Here is a 16,364-nt window from a genome sequence, read left to right as displayed (position 1 = left end):
TAACCCATGAAATACATCCTCTCTATCTGTTAATAGCTCCAATTGAAAGCTCCTTAACAATTGTCGTATAGATTTCTTTGAGTCTAGGATCCGCTTCTATAACATCTAACTTGTTCGTTTGTTTGATCTTTGTTTTAGTCGCGCCACTTTCAACTAACCGACTTTTCAGATTTTCTAAACGTACGCTTAATTTATAATGGCCACGTTCCTCTAATATTTGATAACTTCTAGTTCGAAGTTCCTTAAAGTCACCATTTAGCTTTCTTGCAGCACTATTCAACAATTGGTTAATTGACTTTCTCCAGTCTTCATCCTTATGTAAGAAAGTTTCTGTGATAGTAGAGACTGTATTTTTCACTTCTAGTATTTCTTGTTTCGTTTCAGCACTTTGTAATTCCATTTGAGCAACGGTATTAAATATTTGGTTGAACATCTGTAGCTCAGGGCTTAATCGAGAAATATCTGGTGTTGAATCCCTTTTTGTAAAGTAGTTGTCGATAATTTCGTCATATGTTTCCCAAGCTAAATCATCATCAAATATTTTCAAAAGCTTTGAGTACCCTCGTTCAGATAGTAAGAAGATATTCTCTGAACGATTAATGCTATTTTGGGTATAAATTCCGTTATGCATTAAATGCATCACGAAACTCGTACCTTTTAAATCAACAACATCGATGCCATCTTTAAATCTTTTTCTATTCATGTTTATTGCTCGATTTACAGCAGAAATATCTTTAGCATGAATTTCACCTATTTGTTTAGCTAACAAGGCTTTTTTACCGTCTCCAAATCCGCCTTCGATGTTCGGAACCTCTATTCCACAAACGATTGTTTTTCCAATTATTTTTATGTTCATAATTCCTCTCCCCTCTGTGGAATAACTTGTCCACTTATAAAACCCCAGCAGGAGCTTTACTTGAACATAATCTGAGATTTCATGATTTCAATTTGTTCTAGAACATAGTTAGGCAAATCCTTATATCTAATAGATTGTTTTTTGCCATTAGGCTTGAGCTTCCAATAATCCACTAGTGGTCCTGGATCACCTTCAAAGTGACGAACCAATACACGATATTTTCCATTATCTGAATTCCAAATTAATCTTTTCATTTCAATCCCACCTTAATGTGTTGGTTGCTCTTTCAACCATAGAAGTAAGAAAAGTTCACACTCCTTAGCCGGAAAATACCATTTACCACCGATTTTATGTTTAGGAAAACGAGGATCATAAAAGAATTTTTCTTTAATGCTGTTTTCACTCATGTTTGTCTGACGACAGAGTTCTTTCATATCCCAAAAAGTATGCTTGTGTTCAATTTGATCTAAGCGCCTCCTCATTTCTTGTAGGAAGCGCTCTTCAAGCATTTTTTCGTTAACCTGAAAATCAATCATTAAGTCTACCCTCCTTTATGCCGATTTCTTTTTCCGAAAAAATTCGGATTCAGGACCAAAAAAAATATTTTCTACCGGGATAGCATAAATCTCTTCAATTTTAATGAAGATCGAGCGAGGCACGTTAGTTGAATCATGTTCATACTTAGAAAGTGTATCTTTATTGATACCAAAGAGTTTTGAAGCTTCAACTAACCTTAGACCTGCATTAACTCGTGCTGCACGGAGAGTAATTTTTATCATAGTGTCACCTCCTTGCCGTCTCGGTGTAGTTATAGATTATCCGAATTATTTCGGAATGTCAACCGGATATTCTCGGATTTTCCAAATATTTATTTTCGAGTTTTTTCGGAATATTTCTGTACATTCCGTAAAATATCGGATATAATTGTTTTATAAATCAAATGGACAGGTGATAAAAGATGTTTGATCGTGACTTACCATTAAAAAAAGAAATCTCTGAAAATATAAAACGTTTAATGAAAGAAAGAGGTTGGACACAGATTAAACTTAGTGAACAATCTGGCATTTCTAAAAGTACTCTTTCTGACTACATAAATCATAAGACATTAATTAACCCTGGGAACGTACAAAAACTTTCCGATACATTTAAAGTACATAAATCTGAAATAGATCCTAGTTTCAAGAGCAATATTGCGGAAGAATTAAGTCCGTATCTCTCTCCAAAAGAATCCGTAGTAGAACTTCCTATAGTAGGAAGCATTAGTTGCGGGAATGGCGTCTTAGCTTACGAAGAAATAGAAGGTCATGAAGAAACACCAAAAGCTTGGCTAAATGGTGGAGAATACTTCTATTTAAGAGCTAAAGGAGACAGTATGATAAATGCAAGAATCCACAATGGAGATTTACTTCTAATAAGAGCTCAAGATGAAGTTGAGAACGGAGAAATAGCAGCTGTTTTAATCGATGGTGAAGCGGTTCTTAAAAGAGTTCATAAGACTGATGACTCATTAGTCCTTCAAAGTGAAAACTCTAAATATCCACCAATTATTGTAGGGAAAAATAGTGATATTAAAATTATTGGAAAATTAAAAAGGACTGTGATTGTTTTCTAGGAGGCATATTTTATGTATTGTCGAAAAGTTGATACTAAAAAGGGCAAAGTTTGGGAGTGTACTGAAGAAATACCAAAAGATCCTGTTACTGGAAAGCGTAAACGTGTATCAGCTCGAGGGAAAACTAAACCAGAAGCGAAAATTAAATTAGAAAGAAAAATAGATGAGATTGTTGAATACGGCTTGACGACAGATCCACAACAAAGTCAAATAACTTTTGAAAAGTTAGCCAATGAATGGCTTGAAACACATAAACGTAATACAAAGAATAGTGCTTTTCGTTCAAATCAATATCATATTAAACGATTCGGAAAATATATAGCGAAAATTCCCGTTAGAAACATTACTAAAAAAGCGTATCAAAATGTAATAGATCAAATGTCTAACGATGGATATTCTTATAATACAATTTATAGTGCCCATAGTGTTGCTAAGAAGATATTTAAACAGGCAATTGCATGGGATATTATTAAAAGTTCTCCCGCTGACATGGTAGTGCTCCCTAAACAAACCTTAACTATAGAAGAGATCGAATCTGATCAAACAGCGGAACAATATCTCGAGCGTGAAGAGTTAAAATCTTTTTTAAATATTGTGGACAAGCATGGTCTTCCTAGTGACGATGCCATTTTTACAATTCTGGCCTTTACAGGGATGCGAATAGGAGAATTACTCGCATTGAAGTGGAAAGACATTGATTTTAATTCCAAAGAAATTAATGTTACAAAAACTATTTATAACATCGATGGAAAAAAAGACGAATACCAGTTACTTCCCCCTAAAACTAAGAAATCAATTAGGAAAATCTCAATTGATGATCATTTAATAAAGCTTTTGAATCGTCAAAAGAATCTTATTAATGAACAAAAAATGAGAGTTCGAAATTCTTGGCATGATGAAGACTTTGTTATAACGAGAGAAGATGGATATCCTATGAGTCCACGTTTTGTTCACTACCGTATAAAAAGGATAGAAAAATTTTTAAAGGCTGAAACTAATTGTAAAAAGAAATTACATCCGCACATCCTACGACACACACACACTTCCATGTTAACGGAAGCTGGTGCAGATCTTCGGGCGATCATGCAACGTTTAGGACATACGGATGCAAAAACAACTCTTTCAGTATATACACATGTTACTGAGAAAATGAAAATTGATACTTCAGACAAACTTGCAAAAGCATTCGGTGATTTAATCAACCGTTAAAATAGATCAAAGTTTTTTCTTAAAAGGGCAGGGTTTAGGCGGGTTTTATTGGACAACCTCACCAAAACCCTTAATTTATAAGTACTTTTGAATAGATTAACCAGTACAAATATCATAATGGTTAATAACAAAAGCGGAAGCGCCTCGTTCAGCCCCGACCAGCATAAGACGATTTAGAATAGAAGGCGTACTTTGCCTTATATTCTAAATTGGCTTATGACCTCGAGGGGCTAGGTGCTGGAGCTGGATGTCGAAGCGTTATCCAAAATTATACGCTAAACGATAAAAAACACTCAAGTCAATGGACTTGAGTGTTTTTATTTAGTTACTTACATATCCATGCTCTTCCATTTCTTCACAAATTACCTTTAGACGGGGACTTCCCTCACCTACCACCTTGCCCTCGATGACAACAAGTGGATAAAAGTACTCATCATTAAGAATCTTTTGGGCAAACTCCTGCTTATCAGGCTCTTCTTGTGGCTGATCAATATCAATATATACGATTTTAAACAGTTGATCTTTATATTTTCGACTTAATGCAGCTTCTAACCACTCATACGTTTCTTTAGCTGATGGTAAATTCACACAGCTTGGACAAAGAACCTCTGCACCATATACACTAATTTCAACAGGCTTCATTTTCCTTCACCTACCGTCTTTTTCTCCATTGTAGTCGATATATTATCATCTTTCCATCCTTAACATTATATAAGAACTGTTAAACATCTTGAGGCTAGCTAGAATTCTTTGAGATTAGAGCTATTTTCATGACAGCATTTGGGTATACTTACTAATGAAAACAGGTTCCTTTCCCTTACCTTTAGAAAGATTATATGGTAATATTGGGTTTATTAAGCCTTAGAAAATTCAATCTTACGATTAGATTTTTTTCTTCATTTCAAATATAATATAGATAAGGAAAGGAGTCGATTATAATGACAACTGAAACAGCTATGCTTGAACAAGTACAAGAAGTATTAGATAAACTTCGTCCATTCTTGCTTCGTGATGGAGGAGATTGTGAATTAGTAGATATAGAAGATGGTATTGTTAAACTTCGCCTTTTAGGTGCTTGTGGAAGCTGCCCAAGCTCAACAATCACTTTAAAAGCTGGTATAGAGCGTGCGTTATTAGAAGAAGTACCAGGTGTTGTAGAAGTAGAACAAGTATTCTAATACAAAAAGACTGACATATAGGTGTCAGTCTTTTTTATTCCATCCCACTCTTGTATATAAAAAACTCGCCAATTGGCGAGTTTTTTATATACTCTTTATTTCCTGTACCTGCTCTACTCTACAGCCAACTAGATCAATATCTAGGCACTCTACATCACAATTTTTAAAATCATGAGAAAGCTTTTCTGCCAATTCATTTCCTTTGCCTTTTTCAATAAAGCAAATAACAGTAGGGCCTGCACCACTTAATGCTGAGCCATAGGCTCCAAGTGCTTCGACCTTTTCTTGAACAGCTTGAATTTCAGGAATTAATTTCCCTCTATATGGCTGATGAAAAAGATCCTTGCTCATCATATTACCTACTAAATGCCAATCATTCGTAAGAAGTCCTGCAATAAGCATATTACTGATTGCACTTGCTTCAACTGCTGTTTTATAAGCCAACTCTTGAGGTAATACATTTCTAGCATCGCTTGTAAATACCTCATATTTTGGTACAACGACTACTGCGTCAACATTCACTTCTTTAACGCAAACCAGTTCTGTTTTGTCTTCTTGATGAAGCCCAACGACAAGGCCACCATACAGAGAAGCTCCAACATTATCTGGGTGTCCTTCTTCAAGGCTTGCAATCCGTAATTTTTCTTCATCTGTTAATTGAAGATCACAAAGCTGATTTGAAAGCTCAATACCAGCAATTATGGCAGCAGCACTGCTTCCAATTCCTCTTGCCATTGGAATGTCACTCCAAACCTTTACTTCACATGCTGGTAATGTTTGATTATATTTTTCTGCTACCTTAATCGCCACTTTGGCAATTAAGTTTTGATCATTTGTAGGGATATCTCTTACATGGTCTGTCATCGGTAAGAAAATACGCTCTTCTGCTTTTTTTACCTCAAGCGTTAAGTATTTACCTAACGCTAAACCAACCGAATCAAATCCAGGACCTAAATTAGCTGTACTTCCCGGAACTGTAATTTTTAACATGTCTCCTTCAATCATTGTACTGTAACTCCACTTAATTGCTGTAGGAATGTCTCTTCGTCATTTGGAAGAACAATCGGTTTAATTTCAGAAACATCAATAGCTGTGTTTGGATCTTTTAATCCGTTTCCAGTTAGTACAGCAACAACTTTACTGCCTTCTGCAATTAAGCCTAATTTACGATGTTTAATTAAACCTGCGATAGATGCACAAGAACCAGGTTCCGCAAAAACACCTTCTTCACGTGCAATTAGTTGATAGGCTTCTAAAATCTCTTCATCTGTCACAGAATCAATACGTCCTTCTGACTCTTCTTTCGCTTTAACCGCCGTTTCCCAGCTTGCCGGGTTACCGATACGAATAGCCGTAGCAACAGTTTCCGGATTTGCAATTGGCTCACCACGAACAATTGCGGCTGCTCCTTCTGCCTGGAATCCGTGAATTTTTGGAAGGCCTGTTTGTTTCTTTTCGTTATACTCTTTGAAGCCTTTCCAATATGCAGTAATGTTTCCAGCGTTTCCGACAGGGATTGCTAAATAGTCCGGCGCACTGCCTAGCTGCTCACACACTTCGAATGCAGCTGTTTTTTGTCCTTCGATACGATATGGATTAACAGAGTTAACTAATGTTATCGGTAATTTTTCACTAATGTTTCGAACCATTGTTAATGCATGGTCAAAATTTCCTTGAATAGCATAAATATCCGCTCCATACATAACTGCTTGTGCTAATTTACCAAAAGCAATTTTCCCATCAGGAATAAGAACAATACACTTCATATTTGCTCTTGCTGCGTACGCAGCTGCAGCAGCAGATGTATTACCGGTAGAAGCACAGATAACAGTGTCACTGCCTTCTTCCTTAGCCTTAGCAACAGCCATAACCATACCACGATCTTTAAAAGAACCAGTTGGATTTGTTCCCTCTGTTTTTACGTAAAGCTCAACACCTAGCTTTTCAGATAGCTTAGGTAGATGAATAAGAGGAGTATTCCCCTCCTGTAAAGTAAGTTTTGGTGTATTTTCAGTTACAGGTAAAAATTCTGCAAATTCTTGGATAAGGCCTTTCCACATCATATTGATCCGTTCCCTTCTACACGATACGTGCTTTTAACTTCTTCGACTACTTCCAAGTCATTTAATTGCTGTAAAATATCTTCAAAATCACTTTGAGCTGCTTTATGTGTAACAATGACGATTTCTGCTAGGTTACTATTTTTAATAGGTAATTGAAGGATTTTTTCAAAGCTCACTCCTCTTTCAGAGAAAAGAGATGTAATATTTGAGAATGCTCCAACCTGATCTTTCGCGCTAATTCTTAAGAAGTGCTGAGCGTAAATATGCTCTGGACTTTTTAATTGTTTATCAAATTGAGGGTCAACAGCACTGCGGCCATTCACATTCAATCTCATATTTTTCATGACTCCGACTAAATCGGAAACTACTGATGTTGCCGTAGGAAGACTTCCGGCACCAGGACCGTAGAACATTGTCTCACCAACAGCTTCACCATATACATAAACTGCGTTGTACTCATCGTTTACTGCTGCAAGTGGATGTGTTTCTGGTAATAATGTTGGCTCAACAGACACTTCAATCTTTCCATTTTCACGTTCTGCAATACCAATTAGCTTCATTGTATAACCTAGTCGCTTGCTGTAGCTGATGTCATCATCAGATACACTAGAAATACCTTTTGTATTTACATCATCTAAATCAACATGCATTGAGAATCCCAGTCTTGCAAGGATTGCCATTTTTCTTGCTGCATCCAATCCTTCTACATCTGAAGTTGGATCTGCTTCTGCAAAGCCTAAGTCTTGTGCTTCTTTTAGTACCTCATCATAGGCACTACCTTGCTTTGTCATTTTTGTTAAGATAAAGTTTGTTGTACCGTTAACGATTCCCATCATCTTCGTAATACGATCTGAAGCTAAGCCCTCAGCTAGTGTACGTAGAATTGGAATACCACCAGCTACACTTGCCTCATAAAATAGATCACAGCCGTTATCAGTTGCAATCGAAAGCAATTCTGTTCCGTACACAGCCATTAAATCCTTGTTCGCCGTTACAACATGCTTTTTAGCCTTCAGTGCTTCAATTAGGTGTTTACGAGTTTCTTCAACCCCACCCATTACCTCAATAACAACATCTATGTCAGGATTTTTAATCACATCGTCCACGTTTGTTGTAAGCATTTCTTTATCAATATGAACTTGTCTTTCTTTTTCTAACGTTTTTACGACAACCTTTTTAACCTTAACAGGGCAGCCTACTTGGTGCATAAGTTTATCTTGATGGTCTTCTATAATCTTTACAACACCACTACCAACCGTACCAAGACCTAAAAGTCCAACATGAATTGCCTCCACAATATCCCACTCCTTTTTGTTTATCTATAAAGTACAATTGTACTCTCATAAAAGACACAATGAATATACTTGTCATTATAAAATGTAAAGAACTGTTTTACAAGGGTGAATTTTCAGTTTTTATAATAAAAACGTTTTCAAGTGAAAAATACGGTCATAATTAACCCTTACTTCAAACATCATCAAATCGTTACTTTTGTTTTAGGTTCTTCTCCGCTTAGAACAGCTTTAATATTCATTGCACAAAGATTCATCATTGAATATCTCGTTTCAAGACTAGCACTGCCGATATGTGGAAATGCCACAACATTGTTCAATCCCACTAAAGGATGATCAGCTTGTATTGGTTCATGTAAAAACACATCAAGACCTGCTGCCGCAATTTCTTTATTTACTAAAGCATGATAAAGGTCCCCTTCATTTACAACCGCACCTCTACTTGCATTAATAAAAATTCCTGTATTTTTCATTTTCTTAAATGCCTCTAAATCAAATAGATTCTTTGTTTCATTTGTAAGTGGTGCAAGGCATACAACGAAATCAGAGGAATTTAACAGCTCATCAAAACGACAAAACTTTGCTCCTAATGTTGTTTCAGCTTCTTCATTTCTAGTTCGATTATGATAAAGAATCTTCATGTCAAAACCAGTTGCCCGCTTCGCAACAGCTTGTCCTATTTTCCCCATTCCAACAATGCCGATCGTTTTATGATGAACATCGTGACCAGCTAAAAGAAGAGGAGCCCAGCTTTTCCATTGATTATCTTTGACATAATCCGCTGCCTCTATTAATCTTCGTGCTGATGTAAGTAATAACCCAAACGTTAAATCAGCAGTTGTATCTGTAAGGATATCAGGAGTATTACATACAACTACCCCTTTTTCATTTGCATATTGTACATTAATATTATCAAAACCAACCGCTAAATTGGCTACAACTTTAAGCTGAGCTCCTTTGTCTAGTAACTCCTGATCAATTGAATCAGAAAGCATTGTTAACAAAGCGTCTGCATTTGTTACTTTTTCAAGCAACACCTCTCTAGGGCATGGCTTCTCTTCCTCAGCCCACATTTCAACATCAGCTATTTCGTAAAGTGGCTGCAGCTGTTCTTCTGAGCATTTTCTTGTTACATATATGTAAGGCCTTTTCATTTTCTCACCTCTTACGTTAGTTTAAGACAATATATATTTTACCATAATTTTCAATGACTGCTTACTAGGGGAGTAACCAATAGTTTAATAAACGGAGTTTTTCCGGTTATCCTGAAGAATGGAACTCGGTTGGTGGATATTAGCGGAATTCTTCCGGTTAAGCAAAGGAAAATGGTCGATTTTCATCTTTTTTGATTAAATAGGCGGAATCTTTCCGTCTATTTAATCTATTTTTTGTGCTATTTCCCTCATTAAGAGGAATTTCTCCGCTTATTTCCTGAGGGTTCTTGTAGATTTGACAATCGCTTAAATGGGTGCTTATTTTGATATAAAAAATGCTTGGAGCATATATGTCTCCAAGCATTTTCCTTTGCTGAACTACATGCTAAATTTAATTCTAGTGTTAACTACTATATGAAAAGCTATATTTATACGTATTTTGTACTTCAAAACCGAACCCTTTAGGAAAATCAGGGCTGGTTCAAACCTACCTTATCGCAAGCCAATCAATTGCAGGGACAGAAATCCTTCTTGTTCTTATCGTTAACATACTTGAGTAAGCTTTTAAAAATTCTTCATACTGTCCTGATCTTTTTAAGATTACTTTCATTCGGTCTTCAAATCTCGGTTGTTGGTCTTCTGGTGATAAATAGTATTCTTCTACACACTCAAAATAATGAATTGGAAATAGCAGCCTGCTGTATATTAGTCTCCAGGAAAAGGGAGAAAGAGGAGTGGTACGATCATACTCTTCGAGGAATTTAAATCCCTCTGATCTAAGCTCTTCAGGTTTTTCCAAGAAATACTGCCTCATATATTCCGCTAAATCCCGACTACTATGATCAAACACCCAATCTGTTGGAGACTTTATACACATGCTAGGATTCCATGTGTATTCATGAAACCGCTGGTGACAAATTGTCCCTGAATCAATCGGCTGTGGTTCTTCATCCAATTCTGTGTCAACTATATATTGAATAGCATTTTCTGATAATCCTACATAATATGGAAAAGATTCAACAAACAACTTTTCAAATGCAGAAAGTGGTTGACTTTGAACTTTCCCCCTCCAGAACATCTCCAATTGATCCAGTCTTTTTTCCCAAAGAATTTTCCACTGACCGATCCGCTGCGTTTTCGATACTTGATATGGATAAGCCCTTGCCTTTGAATGAAAACGAGCTAAATCCCTTCCTAATAGGTTAAACCTGCTTTGTGTATAGGATGAACATTTTAGTACAGCATATCTAACTGAATCTTGCTCAAAAAACAAGTGATTTTGTTTCGTTAAGACCATAGTGGCTAAATGAGGTTCCCCTTTTTCAAGCATATATTGACTTAATTGATACAATTCATATAGCTCTTCCTCTTCAATATGCGATACAGGAACAATAATAAATTGATTATTATGCAGGCTAAACGAGTCATAATTCCCTAATTTACTTATTTCTCTTACCTTTATCCCATACTCTTCATAAATTGTTTGTTTCATTTCCTTATCCTCCCAGCAATAACCCCATACTAATCATAATCATTTATTCTTATCTTTATGATTAGACTAAAAAGAAAATAAGTTATTAGAAGGAAATCACCCTTCTATAAAGAATTTTATCTTTATTCATGTTATTAGAGAGTAAAACAAGGGAATGATTAGAAATGAACTGATTCATAAAATACGATAAGATACGTTTTTTATTCGTATATATCAGTGATTCATTTCATACAATGAATAAATACACAAAAAGTCTCGTCTACTGACGAGCCTTAAAAGGAAAGACAGAGGTATTGGCACTTATCTAATATTAAAAATAACTTCTGTGACATTACTTTCATAACGTACAAAAAAAGAATTGGGTGATAAGAATGAAAAGTGAAGAGAAAATGGACATTGTTGAAAAAACAGCAAGAGATTGGCTAGTGAAACGAGGCGTAAAGCTGGAGGATATCGCAGACCTTGTATACTTCCTACAAGAAAAATATCATCCTGATCTCAAAATGGACGATTGCTTGGATAATGTAGATCGTGTCCTTACAAAAAGAGAAGTACAAAACGCTATTCTTACAGGAATTCAGTTTGATATTCTCGCTGAAAAAGGACAACTAGAGGAGCCTCTTCAATCTATTATCGGCACTGATGAAAGTCTTTATGGAGTAGATGAGATTTTAGCATTTTCGATTGTTAACATATATGGCTCCATCGGCTTTACTAACTATGGATATATTGACAAAATGAAGCCAGGTATCCTTCAATATCTTAATGATAAATCGGGTGGAAAATGTCATACATTCTTAGATGACATTGTTGGCGCAATTGCAGCAGCAGCTTCAAGCAGACTTGCTCATCGTGCCAGAGATGTAGAATAAATAAGGTTTTAAAAAGCTACTTCCATTTTGAAAGTAGCTTTTTTACATTGCGTTTCAATTTATATTTTTCAAGTAATCACTCAATGAATCTACTGTATAAGTTGGTTGACTATTGTATTGCTTTAGTAGCTCCTTCGTCGTTACACCAGTATGGACAAGCAGAGTATCAATTCCACAATTCATGCCTGCCATTATATCTGTATCGTAATTATCTCCAACCATTAATGTATCTTCTTTTGCTACTCCCAATACCTCTAGTGCTTGTTCAACAATAATTTTCTCCGGCTTACCAATAAATATAGGTGCTGTATTAGTTGATACAGCTATGACGGATGTTAATGCACCATTTCCAGGTAATAACCCTCTTTCAGTAGGAATTGCGATATCTGCGTTTGTGGAAATGAAGTCTGCACCGTTTCGTACTGCAATGCAGGCTTTTGCATATTTTTCATAAGATATGTCTCGGTCAATTCCCACAACAACATAATCTGGATTTTCATCAACTAAATGAAGTCCACTTGTTTGGATAGCCTCCCTTAAGCCCGCTTCCCCTATCATATAAACAGTTGCCTGCTCCTTTTTTTGTGCGATATAATTCGCTGTTGCCTGACTTGTCGTAAATACCCGATCCTCTGAAGCTTTTATTTGAAATTCATTTAGTTTCTTGGCAACTTGTTTAGGTGTTTGAGAAGAGTTGTTCGTCACAAACAGATATGGAATCTCATTTTTAACTAAATAGTCAACAAAATGACTAGCTTCCTCAATTCGCTCAGTTCCTTTATACATCGTTCCATCTAAGTCGATTAAATACCCTTTGTATTTTTTCAAAAGTAATCCTCCCCTGGTTGTTTAACCTTTATTAAAAGACTGGTAATAAAAACAAAGAGGATGACAAGTATTCGTCATCCTAATGGTTTAAATGCAGAGACCGGGCCCAATTCATTTTCTATGTAGCTTCGAACTTGAGCTGGGAATGAAGTAATTCCTGCTTTATGGGAAGTAACAACCTGCTGTAGCTCCTCATGGTTAATTTCTAAATAATCCTGAACAAGTTGTTTTCTAAGAAGGATGACTTGTTTTAAGTCATTTGCCTGTTCTTGAGTAACTACTTTTTCATCTAAAAGTATGTCGATAATGTCTTCGTAACTACCAGGATCTCTCATAATGAATCCATCAATCATCGAATTTCCCACATCTATGACCGTTTCAATGAACATATGACAAATTCTTTCTAGTCCTGCCTTCTCTATTTCTTGATTCCAAGATGTTTGGTTATTAAAGAGTTTTATCTGTCCTTCTAGAAATTTCAGTTTAGCTTCTATTTGTTCTCGATCTACAAAATACAAGTAATCACCTTCCTATACTAAAGCAACACGTTCCTTCTGTAATTGTCCAGGCTTTGCATAAAAGTATCCTTGTGCTAAATCAACCTGGTTTCTTTTGAGAACCTCTGCTTCTTCTTTCTTTTCGATACCTTCAGCTACTACTAAGGAGCCTGTTTCTCTTGCAATTAAAATAAGTCCTTTTAGCATTGATTCCTTTACCTTGCTCGTGTCAATATCTTGAATGACAGATCGATCTATTTTTATAATGTCCGGAAGAAGCTCACTTATTGTATGTAAACTCGAATATCCTGCTCCTGTATCATCAACAGCTATTCTAAAGCCCTTTTGACGTAATTGTTTTATATTATCATGGAAAAATTTTAAGCCTTCAATTGAATCTCGTTCAGTTACTTCAAAAATCATCCTTCTAGGCTCGATATCAGGGTACCTCGTTAACAGTTTTTCTAGTCCAGGAATAAACCGTTTATTCCCAAGTGTAATTGGAGTGAAGTTTAAAAATACATCATCCATACAACCTACTGAATTGATCAAATGAAATGCTTTCTCAAGGACTAAAAGTTCAAGATCATAAATTAAATTGGATTGCCTCGCTAATGAAAATAATTGTAAAGGACTCTCAAATGCAGTATCTTTAGGTCCCCTTGTCAAAAACTCCCATGCTTTAATTTGATTTGTTGATAGGTCTATGATTGGTTGAGCTAACAGACTAACATCCTGTTTTTGAATAATATCACGCATTTCTAATAACGTTTCTATATATCGTGACTGAATTCGCTTTTCAGCCATTGCCACTGCTTGTTGTTGTGCTGTATATAGCGCATCCTGGATCGTTGAGTGCTCTCTTTCAATGAACATATAACCAATTTCAAAAGATTGGTTAAAATAAGGATACTTTGTAAACATCCATCTTTCTAACCTTGGCACTAGTGTTCGGATAAGATTCTCAATATACACAACACTTTGCTTATCATCATTTATTTTAAAGAAGATGGTTAATCCTTCACTGTAATAATCGTGAACAACAAGTAAGTCTGAGTTGTATGGGGAATCTTCAACAATGCTTTTGAATCCTGTTCTTAGATCTGTTTTATATTCCTCTAATTGTACCGGTTCCAATTGTTGAGAAAATTCACGAAGATTTGAAATAGTCATGACTACTACAGCAACCTGATGTCCGCTTAACATCGCTTGATGGACACCTTCTAAAATCGGGTCTCGAAGTACAAATTTAGGTGGATAGAACTTTAATTTGCTTTTATGTAAAAATAGTTTACTCCATTTTCTTAAACGCCTATAATGTTTTTCACAAAGCCCACTTATCATATTATGTACTCAACCCTTCTGACATTAACTATACGTAGTAACATTTTAACATATTTTTCTGTTTTTCGACTTTTTTTTGAAAAAATTATTTTCATTTTGTTCCATTTATGATTGAGGTTTTTTCAGGACTTAATTCTTCTGATATGATAAGGTATGGATGAAATTTGGGTAAATAAGGAGAGATATAATGTCTGAACGATTTTTTTTATATGATGATACCGTTGATACAAAAACAAGGTTTGTAAGCTTTGTGGGGGAAAATCAGCGATTCGACCTGGCCATTGTTCAAAGCGACCGTTATTATGGTAAGCATCTTGTTTTGGATATACAAAGTAATCGCTTTGCCATTATTGGTGAGGATGATTTAAAGGAACCAGGATACATAGAATATGCTTATCAGCTAAATGAGGAAGATGCAGCAGAGCTCCGTGATTTTTTATATGAATTAATGTGATGTATGTTAAGGTGATTTTCCGTAGAAACTACCGATTAAAAGGTAGGTGACCTATGATGGATGATAAAGAAAAAGAAACGTATGCCGATTTTTCAAATGTAGAAACACAACGTAACTTTTTAATTCCTGAACAACTTCCAGAGGGTCCTTATGGCTCACCGCGAAATAAAGACGAGCCTGTTACTAATAAAAGTACACCTTGGCAGGAAGGACAACGTTATTATAGTGCCTTTAATTACGAGAATAAATCACTTCATCAAAATTTGGAGCGACATGATATGCCGGCTCATCCAACCCATGATGACCCCAGCAAAAATGAAGAACCACCTTATACGTCAAAATAAGATGGTTAACTAGGTAACGTGACTACTTTTTGTCACGTTATTTTTTTTTTCTTTTTAAAACAAAGTACGCACAGCCGAAATTACAGTATTCAAATATGTACTCATCAAGGGTACTAATTTTTGTGTCATATGTTGCTTTTTGATTTTGATCATCAAAAAAACCACGAAGTCTTAGCTGACTATAGCCCCAATCTCCAACAATAAAATCGTATTTATTTAAAATTTCGCTGTATCTTTCCTTAAAAGCCTCTTCGTTAAAACCGTCTTTTTCTTCTTTTACTAATTCAAAATGCTGGTTTTGAACACTTATCATGATTTCACCTCATCCATATTCCTTATTCTTATCATAATCTAAACATCTTCAACCATCAATTGCTAAGAAAATTTCATGACAATTTGGTAACTATAAAAGAAGAGGAGGTGCTAATATTGATAAAAACCAAATTAGCGGTTAGTATTGTAGGTTTATCTTTATTAACAGCATGTCAGTACGGTGCAGAAGAAGATACTTCTTTTATGCATGAAAGTGGAAATACAATAAATGTAAGTGATCGTACTGATTTGTACAACGAAGAAGGTTCGCCAAATGCAAATGATAAAGGAGCAAACTTCGGATTTGTTCGACATCAAAAAAGCGGCATTCCTCAAGATATAGCCTATACTCCTACACCTGGAATGGACCGAGAAGCTGTTGCCAATTCGATTAGCAGCTTAAGTGTTCAGCTTCCTAACGTAAATGATGTAGCAACATTAGTTACAGATGAAGAAGTGTTAGTCGCTTACGAAACAGATTCAGATAATCGTTTTGAAACAGCCGATCAAGTAAAGAAAACAGCCTTATCAGTTATTCCACGTTATTATCACGTGTACGTTTCTGATAATCCAAATATGATTCAGCAAATTCAAGCCTATAGCCCACTTGATTCAACAAGTCGGGATATTGATGAAATCTTAACAGATACAATTAACAAAATGCTTGAGTCTCCTCAAGGCCGTGCTTTGAATAATGGCGAAAATGCTAATGGCGAAGGCTATGGAGAAATGAATGAGGATATCGATGATGATATGAAGGACGATTATGAAAAATCCCGCTACGAGAAGGAAAAAATGCAATAAAATTAAATGGAACTGTCATTTGACAGTTCCATTTCAGACTGTCGACAAAAAGG

21 protein-coding genes are annotated in these 16,364 nt (G+C 35.7%); 7 read left to right on the top strand and 14 right to left on the bottom strand.

Annotated features, from left to right (window positions below):
* Positions 1-22: 22 nt before the first annotated feature.
* Genes COD11_RS04130 through COD11_RS04115 form a run of 4 tightly spaced genes read right to left on the bottom strand, consistent with a single transcriptional unit; the run spans position 23 to position 1,635 of the window.
* Positions 23-856 (bottom strand): ORF6N domain-containing protein, encoded by an 834-nt coding sequence (locus tag COD11_RS04130; RefSeq protein ID WP_098795493.1) that lies wholly within the window; start codon positions 854-856, stop codon positions 23-25.
* 56 nt (positions 857-912) lie between these two features.
* Positions 913-1,110, bottom strand: coding sequence for a hypothetical protein (locus COD11_RS04125; protein WP_098795492.1), 198 nt, complete (start codon positions 1,108-1,110; stop codon positions 913-915).
* Between the two features lie 12 nt (positions 1,111-1,122).
* Positions 1,123-1,392, bottom strand: a complete 270-nt coding sequence (locus COD11_RS04120; protein ID WP_098795491.1) for a hypothetical protein — start codon at positions 1,390-1,392, stop codon at positions 1,123-1,125.
* A 15-nt stretch (positions 1,393-1,407) separates the two neighbouring features.
* Positions 1,408-1,635 carry a helix-turn-helix domain-containing protein gene (locus COD11_RS04115; protein ID WP_098795490.1) on the bottom strand — a complete coding sequence of 76 codons (228 nt, stop codon included), beginning with the start codon at positions 1,633-1,635 and terminating at the stop codon, positions 1,408-1,410.
* Between the two features lie 179 nt (positions 1,636-1,814).
* Between COD11_RS04115 and COD11_RS04110 the strand changes: the two genes are divergently transcribed.
* Both COD11_RS04110 and COD11_RS04105 read left to right on the top strand, forming a co-directional pair.
* The gene (locus COD11_RS04110; RefSeq protein ID WP_098795489.1) at positions 1,815-2,468 is read left to right on the top strand and encodes a LexA family protein; all 654 of its coding nucleotides are present in this window, start codon (positions 1,815-1,817) and stop codon (positions 2,466-2,468) included.
* 12 nt (positions 2,469-2,480) lie between these two features.
* Positions 2,481-3,677 (top strand): tyrosine-type recombinase/integrase, encoded by a 1,197-nt coding sequence (locus COD11_RS04105; RefSeq protein ID WP_098795488.1) that lies wholly within the window; start codon positions 2,481-2,483, stop codon positions 3,675-3,677.
* 321 nt (positions 3,678-3,998) lie between these two features.
* Here the strand turns inward: COD11_RS04105 and COD11_RS04100 are convergent, their stop codons facing one another.
* Complete coding sequence (locus tag COD11_RS04100; protein ID WP_098795487.1) at positions 3,999-4,319, bottom strand: YuzD family protein; 321 nt, start codon at positions 4,317-4,319, stop codon at positions 3,999-4,001.
* A gap of 296 nt (positions 4,320-4,615) precedes the next feature.
* On the opposite strand from COD11_RS04100, the gene COD11_RS04095 reads away from it, so the two are divergent.
* On the top strand, positions 4,616-4,855 hold the full coding sequence (locus tag COD11_RS04095) for a NifU family protein (protein ID WP_176550968.1): 240 nt from the start codon (positions 4,616-4,618) through the stop codon (positions 4,853-4,855).
* Between the two features lie 84 nt (positions 4,856-4,939).
* Here the strand turns inward: COD11_RS04095 and thrB are convergent, their stop codons facing one another.
* The 5 genes from thrB to yutH form a co-directional block, all read right to left on the bottom strand.
* Entirely contained in the window at positions 4,940-5,860 is a 921-nt protein-coding gene (gene thrB / locus COD11_RS04090; RefSeq protein ID WP_098795486.1) for a homoserine kinase, read from the bottom strand.
* Positions 5,857-6,915, bottom strand: coding sequence for a threonine synthase (gene thrC / locus COD11_RS04085; RefSeq protein WP_098795591.1), 1,059 nt, complete (start codon positions 6,913-6,915; stop codon positions 5,857-5,859). Before thrC ends, thrB begins: the two co-directional genes overlap by 4 nt.
* Entirely contained in the window at positions 6,915-8,213 is a 1,299-nt protein-coding gene (locus COD11_RS04080; protein ID WP_098795485.1) for a homoserine dehydrogenase, read from the bottom strand. The genes thrC and COD11_RS04080 overlap by 1 nt, the downstream gene beginning before the upstream one ends.
* A 182-nt stretch (positions 8,214-8,395) precedes the next feature.
* Entirely contained in the window at positions 8,396-9,364 is a 969-nt protein-coding gene (locus COD11_RS04075; protein ID WP_098795484.1) for a 2-hydroxyacid dehydrogenase, read from the bottom strand.
* A 487-nt stretch (positions 9,365-9,851) separates the two neighbouring features.
* Entirely contained in the window at positions 9,852-10,856 is a 1,005-nt protein-coding gene (gene yutH, locus COD11_RS04070; protein WP_098795483.1) for a spore coat putative kinase YutH, read from the bottom strand.
* A gap of 371 nt (positions 10,857-11,227) precedes the next feature.
* Between yutH and COD11_RS04065 the strand changes: the two genes are divergently transcribed.
* Positions 11,228-11,728, top strand: a complete 501-nt coding sequence (locus COD11_RS04065; RefSeq protein ID WP_098795482.1) for a phosphatidylglycerophosphatase A family protein — start codon at positions 11,228-11,230, stop codon at positions 11,726-11,728.
* A gap of 54 nt (positions 11,729-11,782) precedes the next feature.
* Here the strand turns inward: COD11_RS04065 and COD11_RS04060 are convergent, their stop codons facing one another.
* The 3 genes from COD11_RS04060 to COD11_RS04050 form a co-directional block, all read right to left on the bottom strand.
* Complete coding sequence (locus COD11_RS04060) at positions 11,783-12,556, bottom strand: TIGR01457 family HAD-type hydrolase (RefSeq protein ID WP_098795481.1); 774 nt, start codon at positions 12,554-12,556, stop codon at positions 11,783-11,785.
* Between the two features lie 74 nt (positions 12,557-12,630).
* Positions 12,631-13,074, bottom strand: coding sequence for a DUF86 domain-containing protein (locus COD11_RS04055; protein WP_098795480.1), 444 nt, complete (start codon positions 13,072-13,074; stop codon positions 12,631-12,633).
* A gap of 12 nt (positions 13,075-13,086) precedes the next feature.
* Positions 13,087-14,397: an EAL domain-containing protein gene (locus COD11_RS04050; RefSeq protein WP_098795479.1), complete on the bottom strand. Its 1,311-nt coding sequence runs from the start codon at positions 14,395-14,397 to the stop codon at positions 13,087-13,089.
* Positions 14,398-14,584: 187 nt separating this feature from the next.
* Between COD11_RS04050 and COD11_RS04045 the strand changes: the two genes are divergently transcribed.
* Both COD11_RS04045 and COD11_RS04040 read left to right on the top strand, forming a co-directional pair.
* Positions 14,585-14,851 (top strand): DUF3055 domain-containing protein, encoded by a 267-nt coding sequence (locus COD11_RS04045; RefSeq protein WP_098795478.1) that lies wholly within the window; start codon positions 14,585-14,587, stop codon positions 14,849-14,851.
* 56 nt (positions 14,852-14,907) lie between these two features.
* Entirely contained in the window at positions 14,908-15,195 is a 288-nt protein-coding gene (locus COD11_RS04040) for a cytosolic protein (RefSeq protein WP_098795477.1), read from the top strand.
* A 37-nt stretch (positions 15,196-15,232) separates the two neighbouring features.
* Here COD11_RS04040 and COD11_RS04035 read toward each other — a convergent pair whose 3' ends face one another.
* Complete coding sequence (locus COD11_RS04035) at positions 15,233-15,508, bottom strand: YutD family protein (protein WP_098795476.1); 276 nt, start codon at positions 15,506-15,508, stop codon at positions 15,233-15,235.
* Positions 15,509-15,624: 116 nt separating this feature from the next.
* Here COD11_RS04035 and COD11_RS04030 point away from each other — a divergent pair, with 116 nt between their 5' ends.
* Positions 15,625-16,311: a YhcN/YlaJ family sporulation lipoprotein gene (locus tag COD11_RS04030; RefSeq protein WP_231308196.1), complete on the top strand. Its 687-nt coding sequence runs from the start codon at positions 15,625-15,627 to the stop codon at positions 16,309-16,311.
* Positions 16,312-16,364 lie beyond the last annotated feature (53 nt).

The organism is Bacillus sp. AFS040349, from assembly GCF_002577655.1.
In the GTDB taxonomy this organism is placed as follows: domain Bacteria; phylum Bacillota; class Bacilli; order Bacillales; family Bacillaceae; genus Metabacillus.
This window is presented reverse-complemented; position numbering and strand designations above follow the sequence as displayed.